Annotated in this window: 10 protein-coding genes; 3 read left to right on the forward strand and 7 right to left on the reverse strand. The window is 61.5% G+C overall.

The genetic code is table 11. From position 1 onward, the window contains the following. Positions 1 to 397: 397 nt before the first annotated feature. The 4 genes from OK411_RS12265 to xylA form a co-directional block, all read right to left on the reverse strand. Positions 398 to 1,534: a sugar ABC transporter permease gene (locus OK411_RS12265; protein WP_264364976.1), complete on the reverse strand. Its 1,137-nt coding sequence runs from the start codon at positions 1,532 to 1,534 to the stop codon at positions 398 to 400. After that, positions 1,535 to 3,091, reverse strand: a complete 1,557-nt coding sequence (xylG, locus tag OK411_RS12270) for a D-xylose ABC transporter ATP-binding protein (RefSeq protein ID WP_024012595.1) — start codon at positions 3,089 to 3,091, stop codon at positions 1,535 to 1,537. It abuts the gene before it with no gap. Positions 3,092 to 3,248: 157 nt separating this feature from the next. Beyond that, complete coding sequence (gene xylF, locus OK411_RS12275) at positions 3,249 to 4,250, reverse strand: D-xylose ABC transporter substrate-binding protein (RefSeq protein ID WP_016774327.1); 1,002 nt, start codon at positions 4,248 to 4,250, stop codon at positions 3,249 to 3,251. Positions 4,251 to 4,397: 147 nt separating this feature from the next. After that, entirely contained in the window at positions 4,398 to 5,714 is a 1,317-nt protein-coding gene (xylA, locus tag OK411_RS12280; protein ID WP_264364977.1) for a xylose isomerase, read from the reverse strand. A gap of 285 nt (positions 5,715 to 5,999) precedes the next feature. On the opposite strand from xylA, the gene OK411_RS12285 reads away from it, so the two are divergent. Further along, positions 6,000 to 7,175 (forward strand): XylR family transcriptional regulator, encoded by a 1,176-nt coding sequence (locus tag OK411_RS12285; RefSeq protein WP_016774329.1) that lies wholly within the window; start codon positions 6,000 to 6,002, stop codon positions 7,173 to 7,175. Positions 7,176 to 7,187: 12 nt separating this feature from the next. Here OK411_RS12285 and OK411_RS12290 read toward each other — a convergent pair whose 3' ends face one another. Next, positions 7,188 to 8,354: an MFS transporter gene (locus OK411_RS12290; RefSeq protein ID WP_223630323.1), complete on the reverse strand. Its 1,167-nt coding sequence runs from the start codon at positions 8,352 to 8,354 to the stop codon at positions 7,188 to 7,190. Positions 8,355 to 8,449: 95 nt separating this feature from the next. On the opposite strand from OK411_RS12290, the gene OK411_RS12295 reads away from it, so the two are divergent. Then, a complete protein-coding gene (locus OK411_RS12295; RefSeq protein ID WP_264364978.1) occupies positions 8,450 to 9,343 on the forward strand; it encodes a LysR family transcriptional regulator in 894 nt (297 codons plus the stop codon). Between the two features lie 48 nt (positions 9,344 to 9,391). Here OK411_RS12295 and OK411_RS12300 read toward each other — a convergent pair whose 3' ends face one another. Beyond that, the gene (locus OK411_RS12300) at positions 9,392 to 10,168 is read right to left on the reverse strand and encodes an SDR family oxidoreductase (protein ID WP_264364979.1); all 777 of its coding nucleotides are present in this window, start codon (positions 10,166 to 10,168) and stop codon (positions 9,392 to 9,394) included. Positions 10,169 to 10,376: 208 nt separating this feature from the next. Between OK411_RS12300 and OK411_RS12305 the strand changes: the two genes are divergently transcribed. Continuing rightward, entirely contained in the window at positions 10,377 to 11,285 is a 909-nt protein-coding gene (locus OK411_RS12305; protein ID WP_110599163.1) for a LysR family transcriptional regulator, read from the forward strand. 10 nt (positions 11,286 to 11,295) lie between these two features. On the opposite strand, the gene OK411_RS12310 is transcribed toward OK411_RS12305, so the two are convergent. Next, entirely contained in the window at positions 11,296 to 12,735 is a 1,440-nt protein-coding gene (locus OK411_RS12310) for an HD domain-containing phosphohydrolase (RefSeq protein ID WP_051600672.1), read from the reverse strand. Positions 12,736 to 12,808: the final 73 nt, after the last annotated feature.

Below are 12,808 nucleotides of genomic sequence, written 5' to 3' on the forward strand. Positions count from 1 at the left end.
GTGTTACCTGACTATCTGCCAGAAACCGTTTTGCTTCGCGCTCACGCAGGATGGCAGCTGCGGCAGCACGATGGAGGACGAAGAGCGGAATCGACGGAGATAACGCGCCATGGCTGCGCACGGCAACGCACACACCGCGCTTGAAGAGCGGGTGTGAGCGTCGCCGAAATTTGCGGAGGATGCAGGCATGGCCATAGACCTTGAGCGCGATATGCACTGGAGGAGCAAGATACGGGCCAAGCTGTGCAAGGCCTTCGAAGCCATTGAGCCAGAGCGGACCAAGCGTTCAAAGCAATGTTTTGTGGTATCTGGTATTCCATAATATTGTGTTACGTAGCGTAGCAGCGGCTTGCGTCCTTGCTCCCTTTTGAAGCAGATATCTCCAGGCTCGCGGCGATCAACGCCGCGCCGTGCGCGTACTCACATCCACCCAGACCGCCAACACCAGAATGCTGCCCTTGACGATCATCTGCCAGTAACTGTCGACGTCGAGCATCGACATGCCGTTATCCAGGCTGGTAATCACCAGTGCGCCGAGGAGGGCGCCGTAGACGGTGCCGGAGCCGCCGCGCATGGAGGTGCCGCCGATGAAGCAGGCGGCGATGGCGTCGAGCTCGCCCATGCTGCCGGCGGACGGTGAGCCGGCGGCGAGGCGTGCGGTGTTGACCACGCCGGCGAGGGCGCACATCACGCCCATGATGCCGAAAATCCACAGCTTGACCGCCTGCACATTGATGCCTGACAGGCGCGTGGCTTCCATGTTGCTGCCGACCGAATAGACCCGGCGGCCGAACACGGTCTGGCTGGTGACGTAGCTGAACACGCCGAGCAGAATCAGCAACAGCAGCACCGGCACGGGAATGCCGTCATAGCTATTGAGGGTCTGAACAAAACCGGCCAGCACCGCGCCGATCACCAGCACGCGCACAACATCACGCACCAGCGAATGCGCCGCCAGACCATGCAGGGCGCGATTGCGTCGTTGTTTCCAGGTCAGGAACACCGTCAGCACAAACAGCAGCACACCTAGGCCAGTGCCGATCGCGTGGGGCAGATAACCCTGGCCGGCGTAGACCAGCTCCGGCGATACCGGGGCGATGGTGGTGCCGCCGGTGATCCCCAGCAAAATCCCGCGAAACGCCAACATGCCGCCCAGCCCGACGATAAAGGACGGTATGCGCAAGTACGCCGCCATGTAGCCGTTGGCGAGGCCGATCATCAGGCCGCACAGGGCGACCAGGCTCAGATTCGCCAGCAGCGGAATGTGATAGACCACGTCGAGTATCGCCGCGAGGCCGCCGAGCAGGCCGAGCAATGAGCCCACCGACAAATCGATCTCGCCGCTGATGATCACCAGCACCATGCCGCAGGCGAGGATCCCGGTGATCGACATCTGCCGCAGCAGGTTGGAAAGGTTGCGCGGGGTGAGGAAGCCGCCCTCGGTCTGCCAGCTGAAGAACAGCCAGATCAGCACCACGGCGAATACCAGCGCGAGCATCTTGTAGCGGGTGAACAGTTGTTTGACCTGATTCATTTACGCGGTTTTCCGATCATTATTGTTATGCCTGCCCGGCTGGCTGAGGGCGGCGGCGAGTACCTGTTCCTGGGTTAGCTCGTGGTTGACGAAGTCGCCGCGCAACTGGCCTTCGCCGATCACCAGCACGCGGTCGGAGACGCCGAGCACTTCGGCCAGTTCCGATGAAACCATGATGATCGACACGCCTTCGGCGGCCAGCGCGCCCATCAACTTGTAGATCTCGTACTTGGCGCCGACGTCCACGCCTCGGGTCGGCTCGTCGAGAATCAGCACGCGGGGTTTGGCCAGCAGCATTTTCGCCAGAACGGCTTTCTGCTGGTTACCGCCCGACAGGCTGGTGATTGGCAGGGACGGACTTGCGGTTTTCAGATGCAGACGGGAGATTTCCCGGTCGATGCAGCCCAGCTCGGCTTCGGCATCGATGCGGGTCATTTTCGAGTAGCTCTCGAGCACGGCGAGGGTGATGTTCTGGCCGACGCCGAGGTCAGGAATGATGCCTTGGCGCTTGCGGTCTTCGGGCACCAGGCACAGGCCGGCGCGGATCGCTTTCAGCGGCGTGCGCGTGTCGATCGGTCGGCCGTCCAGCCAGACTTCGCCCTCGTGGCGTCCGGGGTAGGCGCCGAACAGTGCGGTGACCAGTTCGGTGCGGCCGGCCCCGACCAGCCCTGCGATACCGAGAATCTCGCCGCGCTTGAGGCTGAAGGAGATATCGTCGACCCGTTTGCGCTTGGGGTTGTCGACGTCGTAGCAAGTGATGTGGCGCGCCTCGAAAATCACCTCGCCAATCTCATGCGGCTCGCTGGGGTAGAGGTTGCTCATTTCGCGCCCGACCATCTGCGTGATGATCTGTGGAATGTCCATGTCGGCCATGGCGGTGGTGGCGATGTGTTTGCCGTCGCGGATCACCGAAATGGTGTCGCACACGGCGGCGACTTCATCGAGTTTGTGCGAGATGTAGACGCAGGCGACGCCCTTGGCTTTGAGGTCGCGGATGATGTCCAGCAGCACTTCGATTTCCGAGCGGCTCAGGGCCGAGGAGGGCTCGTCGAGAATCAGCAGACGCGCCTGTTTGTTCAGGGCCTTGGCGATTTCCACCAGTTGCTGATAACCGCCGCCGTACTGCGAAACCGGCAGCGAAACATTCATGTCCGGCACCTTCAATTCACGCATCAAGGCTTCGGCGCGGTGGATCATCGCCGGGTAGTTCATGCGCCCGCCGGGCAGCGTCAGCTCATGGCCCATGAAGATGTTTTCCGCCACCGACAAGTCCGGCACCAGGGTCAGTTCCTGATGGATGATGACGATGCCGGCGGCTTCGGTTTCGCTGATCGATTGCGCCCGGAGCGGTTGCCCGTCCCAGAGGATTTCACCGTCCCAGGTGCCATGGGGATAGACCGCCGAAAGGATCTTCATCAGCGTCGACTTGCCGGCGCCATTCTCGCCGCACAGGCCCACGCATTCGCCGGGCCGGACCTTGATGTCGATGCCGTTGAGCGCTTTGACGCCGCCGAAGGTTTTGACGATGCCGTTCATTTGCAGCAGATAGTCGGACATGGAAAAGGCTCGTATACCAGGAACTCAAACACCACTGAACCTGTGTGGGAGCGAGCCTGCTCGCGAAGGGGCCTTTTCAGCCAGAGCTTTACTGACTGACACTCCGCTTTCGCGAGCAGGCTCGCTCCCACAGGTCTGATCAAGATTTACGACCGGATCACTGCCCGGCAATCTGCGCCTTGGTGTAGAAGCCGTCCTGTTCGAGCAAGTCGATGTTGTCCTTGGTCAACGGCGTTGGCGTAAGCAGGATGGTGTCGACCTTTTTGCTGCCGTTGTCGTACTGCGAGGTGTAGGCCGGTTTCTCGTTGCGTGCCAGTTGCACCGAGAGCTTGGCCGCTTCGGAGGCGATGAGTTTCAGCGGTTTGTACACGGTCATGGTTTGCGTGCCGGCGATCACGCGTTTGACGGCTGCGAGGTCGGCGTCCTGACCGGAAATCGGCACCTTGCCGGCCAGTTGCTGCGCGGCCAATGCCTGGATGGCGCCGCCAGCGGTAGCGTCGTTGGAGGCGACGATGCCGTCGATTTTGTTGTTGTTACGGGTCAGGGCGTTTTCAACGATGCTCAGCGCTTCGGTCGGGTTCCATTCCTTGACCCACTGCTGGCCGACGATCTTGATATCGCCCTTGTCAATGGCCGGTTGCAGCACCTTCATCTGGCCTTCACGGAGGATCTTGGCGTTGTTGTCGGTGGGCGCGCCACCCAGCAAGAAGTAATTGCCCTTGGGCGCCGCTTTCAGCACGCCGCCGGCCTGCATCTCGCCGACCTTTTCGTTATCGAAGGAGATATAGGCGTCGACATCGGCGTTGAGAATCAGCCGGTCGTAAGACACCACTTTGATCCCGGCTTTCTTCGCCTCGGCCACGGCGTTGGTCAGCACTGTCGCGTTGAAAGGCACGATGACGATCACATCGACGCCGCGAGAGATGAGGTTTTCGATCTGCGAAATCTGCTTCTGCTCGTTGGCGTCCGCCGATTGCACGAAGACTTTGGCGTCCATTTTTTCCGCCGCCGCGACGAAGTAATCGCGGTCGCGCGACCAGCGTTCCAGACGCAGATCGTCAATGGAGAAACCGATTTTCGGGTGGGTGGCGTCGGCCATTACCGGCAGGGCCAACAACGCCAGGGCACTGGCCAACAGCGTACGTTTCAAGTTCTTCATGGTGGTGCGTCCTTTTATTTTTGTTGGAAAGACACGGCCTGACGATGAATCGGGCTGGTAGAACTGTAGAGAATCTGCCGACGCAGCAGGCACAGAATTGTCGTGCAATTGTCACAGCGTTTTTGCGTCGGCAGCTTCCCTTGGCGATCAGCGATACAGGTAACGGTTGACGATGTTTTCGAGCATTTCCTGGCGGCCGCTGACGGCTTGCGGGTTCAACTCGTTGGTAAACGCGTGCTCTGCCAGTGACTCAAGATTGAAGTCTCCTGCCATCACCGCTTGCCCGAACGGCTGACGCCAGCCGGCGTAGCGTTGGTCCTTGAGGGTTTGCAATTGATCGTTCTCGACCATCGCGGCGGCGCGTTCCAGCGACAAGGCAAGAACGTCCATGGCGCCAACGTGGCCGTGGAACAGGTCGATCTCGTCGAGGCTCTGCCGGCGCACCTTGGAGTCGAAATTGAAGCCGCCATTCTTGAAACCGCCGGCCTTGAGGATTTCATAGGTCGCCAGGGTCATTTCTTCGACGCTGTTGGGGAACTGGTCGGTGTCCCAGCCGTTCTGCGGATCGCCACGGTTGGCGTCGATGCTGCCGAAGATCCCCAGCGAGGCAGCCGTGGCGATTTCGTGATGAAAGCTGTGGCCGGCCAGGGTCGCGTGGTTGGCCTCGATGTTGACCTTGATTTCCTTCTCCAGGCCGTACTGCTGGAGGAAGCCGAACACCGTGGCGCTGTCGTAATCGTATTGGTGCTTGGTCGGCTCCTGCGGCTTGGGCTCGATCAGCAGGTCGCCGGTGAAACCGATCTTGTGCTTGTGCTCGACCACCATGCGCATGAAGCGCCCGAGTTGTTCGCGCTCGCGTTTCAGATCGGTGTTGAGCAGGGTTTCGTAGCCTTCACGGCCACCCCACAACACGTAGTTGGAACCTTTGAGCCGATGGGTGGCGTTCATCGCGCTGAACACTTGCGCGGCGGCGCAGGCGAACACTTCCGGATCGGGATTGCTCGCAGCGCCGGCGGCAAAACGCGGATTGCTGAAGCAGTTGGCGGTGCCCCAGAGCAACTTGATGCCGCTTTGTTCCTGATGCTGTTCGAGGCGGTCGACCATTTGCGCGAAGTGTTCGCGGTACTCCTTCAGCGAGCTGCCTTCGGGGGCGACGTCCGTGTCGTGAAAGCAGTAGTAATCGATGCCCAGTTTGCTGAAGAACTCGAAGGCGGCTTGAGCCTTGCCGATGGCCATTTGCATCGGCTCGCCGCTGCGTTGCCAGGGGCGTTTGAAGGTGCCGGCACCGAACACATCGGAGCCCGGCCAGACGAAGGTGTGCCAGTAGCAGGCGGCCATGCGCAGGTGTTCGCGCATGGGTTTGCCGAGGATCAGTTTGTCGGCGTCGTAGTGACGGAATGCGAGGGGCGAATCACTGTTCGGGCCTTCGTAGCGAACCGGCTCGATATTGGGGAAATACTGCATGGACCTTGTCCTTGTTGTTCTTGGCGGTGTCTCGATACTAGCAACGGCCCCGTGCCCGCTGATTATGAAAAGCCTCAACTGCGAGTGCGATTTTGCGTATTGAGCTTCAGCGCTCGCAGGCCTAGTCTGTGTCCATCGTCGCCGCGACATGGCGGCCCGGAACAAAAATAATTTGAGGCCGCTTTCGCGAGCAGGCTCGCTCCCACATTTGATTCGTGTCGTTCACATAACCCGTGTGGGAGCGAGCCTGCTCGCGAATGGCTTGACGCAAAATCCGGATACTGAATGAAAAGCCTACCGCCCGTGCACCGCATCGCCCTGTTGTTCAACGGCAGCAAGATCTACGACCGTGGAATCATCAGCGGCATCGGCAACTACCTGAGCAGCACCCGCGCTTCCTGGGACCTGTTTCTGGAAGAGGACTTTCTCTGCCGCCTGAAAGGCATCGAGCGCTGGCAGGGTGACGGGATCATTGCCGACTTCGACGATCCGCTGATTGGCGAGGCGCTGGCCGACATTCATTTGCCGGTGGTAGCGGTGGGCGGTTCCTACGAGGATGCACGCGCTTATCCGAAAGCGATTCCCTACGTTGCCACTGATAACAACGCACTGATCACTCTGGCTTATTCGCATCTGGTCGAGGCGGGATTGCAGCGCTTTGCCTGTTTCAGCCTGCCGGAAGCGCAGGCCAATCGCTGGGCGCAGGAGCGGGAAAAAGCCTTTCGCAAACTGATGCAACGAGACGGCCTCCACGCCGAGATCTATCGCGGCATGGGCACCAGCGCGCCGCTGTGGGACAGCGCCGTCGAACAGCTGATCGCCTGGCTGCACAGCCTGCCCAAACCGATCGGCATCATCGCCGTCAGCGACGCCCGCGCCCGGCAGTTGCTGCAAGCCTGCCTGACCGCCGGCATTGCCGTGCCGGAGCAGGTCGCGCTGATCGGCATCGATAACGACCCGCTGACCCGCAGCCTGACTCGCGTACCGCTGAGTTCAGTGATTCAGGGCACCGAAACCATGGGCCGCACCGCTGCGCAATTGCTGCACCAGATGCTCCACGGCATGCCGTCCACCGGTACGCAGATTCTGATTCCGCCGGACGCGGTCAACGTGCAGGTGTCGAGCCTGCATCAACCGCTGGGCAATCCCTACGTCATGCAAGCGCTGCTGTTCATCCGCCAATATGCTTGTCAGGGCATCAAGACCGCACAGGTGGCTGCGTATGTCGGGGTGTCGCGTTCATCACTGGAAGCGCATTTCCGCGCCGAGCGCGGTTGCAGCGTGCATGACGAGATTCTGCGTTTCAAACTGGCGGCGGCTACCAGCGGTTTGAAGAACACCGATGCGGCGATTGCCGACATTGCCCAAGCCTGCGGCTTCAAGTCTGCGCAATATCTGCACACGGTGTTCCGTCGCGAGTTCGGCTGCACGCCCCGCGAATATCAGCAGGGCGGGGCGTAGCGCTGCGAAGACTTACGCCAGCGCAGCGGCACTGGCTCTGGAGCGCCAGGCGAACGTCAGCACCATCAGCAGGCCCAGACCAGCCATCGCCGCGCCGGCCAGGGAAATCGCCGGATAACCCAGCCCGGCATTGATCACCGCGCCACCCAGCGCCGCGCCGATCGCGTTGCCAAAATTGAACGCACCGATGTTCACCGCCGAAGCCAGATTCGGCGCGTCCTTGGCGGCTTCCATCACGCGCATCTGCAGCGGCGGCACCAGAGCGAAGCTGGCGATACCCCAGATCAGAATGGCCACCGCGGCCGGCAGCGGCCAGCGCATCAGCACAGTGAATGCGAGCAACACCACAATCAATGCGCTCAGCGACACGATCAGGGTGCGGTCGATCGAACGGTCGGCAGCCTTGCCACCCCACATGTTGCCCAGGGTCAAACCGATTCCGAACAACACCAGCATGGCGGTGATGAACGCGGCGGAGGCCTGGGTTTCGCTGCTGAGGATCGGCGCGATGTAAGTGAACACGGTGAACATCGCACTCGAGCCGACCACGGTCAGGGCCAGCGCGGCCAACACCGGACCGCGGCCCAATACACGTATTTCCGCCAGTGCACCCGCGCCTTGCTCTGCTTTCAGATTGGGCAGGGCGAACCACAAGGCGATCATGGTCAGCACGCCGAGACCGGTAATGCCCCAGAACGCCGTGCGCCAGCCGAACAGCTCACCAAACCACGCCGCCAGCGGCACGCCGCCGATAGTCGCCAACGTCAGGCCCATGAACATCGCCGCCACGGCGCCGGCACGTTTTTCCGGCGCGACCACACTGGCGGCGACCACAGAGCCGACCCCAAAGAATGCGCCGTGATTGAGCGAGGTGATCACCCTGGCGACCATCAGGCTGTAGTAGTCGGTAGCCAGCGCCGACATCAGGTTACCCAGGGTGAAAATCGCCATCAGCCCGATCAGCAGATAGCGCCGCGGGATCTTGCCAGTGGTCAGGGTCATCAGCGGCGCGCCGAGCAGCACGCCCAAGGCGTAGGCACTGACCAGCAACCCCGCAGCGGGAATGGAAACGCCGAGATCGGCGGCGATGCCGGGCAACATGCCCATCGGCGCGAACTCGGTGACGCCGATGCCAAAGGCGCCGACAGCGAGTGCAACAAGTGGTGGATTGATACGCATGGAAAGTCTCCTCATCTATGCCGCCAATGCTACGATCCATCGTTTTCAGGCGGTAGATGGCGATTTTGGCAATCACCTTTGCGTAAGAGGCACGAATGGACTTCAACGGCAGGTCAGGGGAAATGAGCGTGTTCGTCACCGTGGCGCAGGAGGGCAGCCTCTCAGCGGCTGCGCGTGCATTGGGGCTGACGCCTTCGGCGGTCAGTCGGATCATCGCCCGCGCTGAACAACGACTTGGCACCCGCTTGCTGCTGCGCACCACCCGCGCGCTGACGTTTACCGCCGAGGGCGAGGCCTTCCTGCGCGGTGCCCGGCGAATTCTCGCCGACATGGACGAGGTCGAAGGGGCCATTACCGATCAAGGCGTACCCAAGGGCCGCTTGCGTGTCAGTGCCGCCCTTGGCCATGGACGGCTGACCATTGTGCCGCTGGTCGCAGCCTTCACCGCCCGTTACCCGAACATCGTCGTCGACCTCAGCCTCGGCGACGAGGTAGTCGACATCCTCGCCGGCCAGGCGGACGTCGCCATACGCTTCGGCCATCTGCCCGACAGCCCGTTGACCGCACGCCGGCTCGGCCACACCGGCCAAGTCGTGGTCGCATCGTCCGATTACCTGAAACGCCACGGCACACCTCTCGAACCGGAAGACCTGCTCAAGCACAACTGCCTGCGCTTCAACTTCCGCCGCGCCGAAGCCAACTGGCCGTTTATCCGCGACGGCAAGGAGTTTTCATTAAAGGTCAGCGGCAACATCGAATGCAGTAGCGGCGAAGCACTGGCCCAGTTCGCCAGACTCGGCGCAGGCGTTGCACGGATTGGCGAGTTCACCGTCAGGGAAGACTTGCAGCGCGGCACGCTGATCCCGCTGCTGCAAACGTTTAACCCGGGCGATGAGGAACCAATCCATGCGGTGTTCGTGGGCGGCGCGGCGATGCCGGTGCGGGTGCGGTTGTTTGTGGATTTTTTGCTGGAGCAGCATCGGATGTAAGCGTGCCGGTCGGATTCAGCGAGTCATCCCTGACCCGCAAACTGCCGGCTAGATTGTCGGGATGGTCCCGCCGTCGATCACAAATTCACTTCCTGTGATCGAAGCCGCTCGTGGCGACGCCACAAACCCGATCAGCTCAGCCACTTCAGCTGGCGTCGATGGGCGGCCGAGCGGAATACCGCCCAAGGCTTGCATGATGATGTCCTTGCCACCCTGATAGTCAGTGCCTGCCTCCTGCGCGAGTCGCTCGGCCAGTGCCACCGATGCTTCGGTTTCGACCCAGCCCGGGGAAACCCGAACCACACGGACTCCTTTGGGCGACACCTCTTTCGACAGGCTCTTGCTGTAGGTCGACAGCGCAGCCTTGGCCGCCGCGTACGCTGTGGTGGATTCCGGCAGTGGCAGTCGACTCTGGATGGACGTGACATGGATCACCACGCCATTACGACGCTCGAGCATGCCCGGCAGCAGGGCGCGATCGAGGCGCACCGCCGGCAGCAGATTCAGATTGAGCTCGCGTTGCCACTGCTCCTCGTCCAGCGCTGCAAAACCACCACCGGGGGCCGACGAGCCACCCAGGACATGAACCACTATGTCGACGCCGCCCAGTTGCTGTTGGACCGCTGCGATGAGTACGTCACAACCTTCCCGGGTCGAAAGATCAGCCGCGACCAGCAGTGCGCCCGGCATTTCGACGTCCACTTGCCGAGCCGAGGTGATGACTTTCGCGCCCTCGGCTATGAACCAATCCACAACGGCTTTGCCGATTCCTTTGGTACCGCCGGTGACGAGGACCCGCTTGCCAGTCAATCCTGAATTCAGCATGGCGAAATCTCCAGCGCTCGGAATTGATGGGGCGCGTCGTAGATTTCTTTCTCGTCGATGACCGTGACATGCGTCTGCACGACGGCGGGATGTTGAAGGTTCATTGGCTGACTCCTGATTGATTAACTGGAGTCATCTTGCTGCGCCACAGATAGTTTGTTCAACTGGGACAAACCTTAATGATCTATCCCGAAAAACAGGACAATCCATGGTTCAGGATCGCTTGGCCCTCAATGAACTGGACGCCGTCATAGCCGTGGCTCGAAGGGGGTCGTTTCGCCAGGCCGCCATTGATCTCGACGTCTCCACCACCGCGCTGAGCAACACCATTGCGCAACTGGAAGCGCGCCTCGAATCGCGACTGTTCAACCGCACCACCCGCAGCGTCGCCATCACCGAAGCGGGGAGAGTGTTTCTCGAACAGGTGGGGCCAGCCTTGCAGGATTTGCGTGCGGCACTCGACGCAGTGCGCTCGCAGAACGCTGGGCCCTCGGGCACGTTGCGCATCAACGCCTTCGCCAGCGCTGCGCGTTCGGCGCTGCTGCCACTGGTGATCGAGTTTTTGCAGCAGCATCCGAAAGTCCATATTGACCTTGTAACCGAAGGCCGGCTGGTGGATATCGTGGCTGACGGCTTCGATTTCGGCGTGCGCTCGGCAGGCCTGGTGCCCAACGACGTGATTGTGGTGCCTGTCGGCCCGCCGCAACGTTACGCGGTGGTCGGTTCGCCGGGTTATTTTGCACAACACGGCAAACCGCGCACGCCGTCCGATCTGCCCGGGCATCGATGTATCCGTGTGCGACTACCGAACGGGGCGATTTTCCCCTGGTATTTCGAGCGGGACGGAGAAGTTACCCGTCTGGATGTGAACGGTCCGCTTACGCTGGATGAATCGAGCGTGGTCAAGGTCGCGGTGCAGGCGGGCATGGGGCTGGGCTTTTTCATGGAGCAGGACGTTCGTGACGAAATCCGCACCGGCGAGTTCGTGCAGGTACTCGAGGACTGGACGCCGCCCCGAGACAGGTTGTGCCTGTACTACCCGAACCGCCGCAATCCCTCTGCGGCCGCCAGGGCATTCATCGAACTGGCTCGCGCCAGGCAGGCTGATCAGGCTTGACCGGGTGGACTCAGGCGATCAAGCCCAGTGTCAGCCCCTTCAGAGTGGCGGCTGCCCGGGTCGAACATTGCAGTTTGCGAAAGATGCTTTCCATGTGCGTGCGCACCGTGCTCGGACTGATAGCCAACAGTTGCGCGACTTGTTTGTTGCTGGCGCCACGGCTGATCTCCAGAAGAATGCGGCACTCACGGGCTGTCAGCAGCGAAGGCTTGGGTTGCCGCAGGCGACGCTCGCCACTGGCGGCAGCAATGACGGCTTCGCAGACATCGTTATCGAACAGACCACGGCCAGCATCCTTTTTGAGTAGCGTGGCTGCTGCGGCTTCGTCGTGGGCTGATCGCCAGGGCCGGGCCTGCCTCAACGCCACCCAGGCGACCGAAGTAGCAAGCAGTCGATGTCCAGCACTCAACGCATCACCCGCCACCCCGCGAAAATAGCCGCTGCCGTCGAGTCGTTCATAAGCGTGGGTGGCTATCTCGGCGGGCGCGGCCAATTCCGCTACCGGTCGGAGCGCCTGTTGCGTCCAATAAGGCACCAGGCGCACTCGCTCTGCCGCACCGTAGGGCAGCGGCCCTGGGCTATTCCAAAGATGATTGGAAACGGCTGCGCGGCCGAGACCGTAAATCAGCGCGGACTTGCCAATGTCTGTCAGCGTCGGCTCACTCAGCCCCCACAGGCGCGCAGCTTCCATGGCAACATGCGCGACCTGACGCGAATGCCCGGCCAGCCATGGCAGCTTCAAGTCAATGATGTCTCCGACCAAAGTCAGTGAGACATGACGCTGCTCAGGCGCGGGTTCAACTTTTGTGCAAAGCGTTTCCAGATCCGCCAGCCAGTCCTTGGCATTGGCCACCAGCAACGACACCAGCGACGCTGGATAGCGCCGATCCGACTGCTCGTTGATCCAGCGCAACGCCGCGTCCAGGCCGTGAGCGCGAGTGAGAATGTCCAGATCACCGGCCATGACCACCTGATAGGCGACTTCCGGGATGTGCTCATGGCTTACGCCCAGCGGTCGGCCAGTGCCGTCGTAGGTTTCGAACACCCGACACAGGCCCGCTTCAACGGCAGCTCCGAGCTGGAGGGTTTTGGCGATTGCACCGGACACTTCACAGTGCACCACGGCCAGCGGGGTTGCCTGATGCACCGCGTTCATCTGCTCATTGCCCAAGGTCAGATCAAGCATTGCGCGGCGACCATCGACGTCGTCGCCCAGCAGGTCGGCAAAGCCTTCGGCGTTGGCTGTGCACCCAGACCAGCGCAGCAAGGCAATCTGCTCTGCAACCTGCAGATGCTCACCGTCGCCATGGCATGCCTGCGCGAGCATCCGCGCCAAAGCGGCAACGCGCCGGGAGTGACCGAGCGGTTGCCCCATGCTGAGGTCACCGACTTGGGCGATGGTTGCCAATGCGCCGTCCAGTGAGATGTCCAGTTGCAAGCCACTATCCATGAAAAATGCCCCGGGGTCGGATAATTGACCGATGCCCACATCGCAGGCCGGCCAGCACACTCTGAACTCCCGA

The organism is Pseudomonas sp. RG1 (genome assembly GCF_025910115.1).
GTDB lineage: Bacteria > Pseudomonadota > Gammaproteobacteria > Pseudomonadales > Pseudomonadaceae > Aquipseudomonas > Aquipseudomonas atacamensis.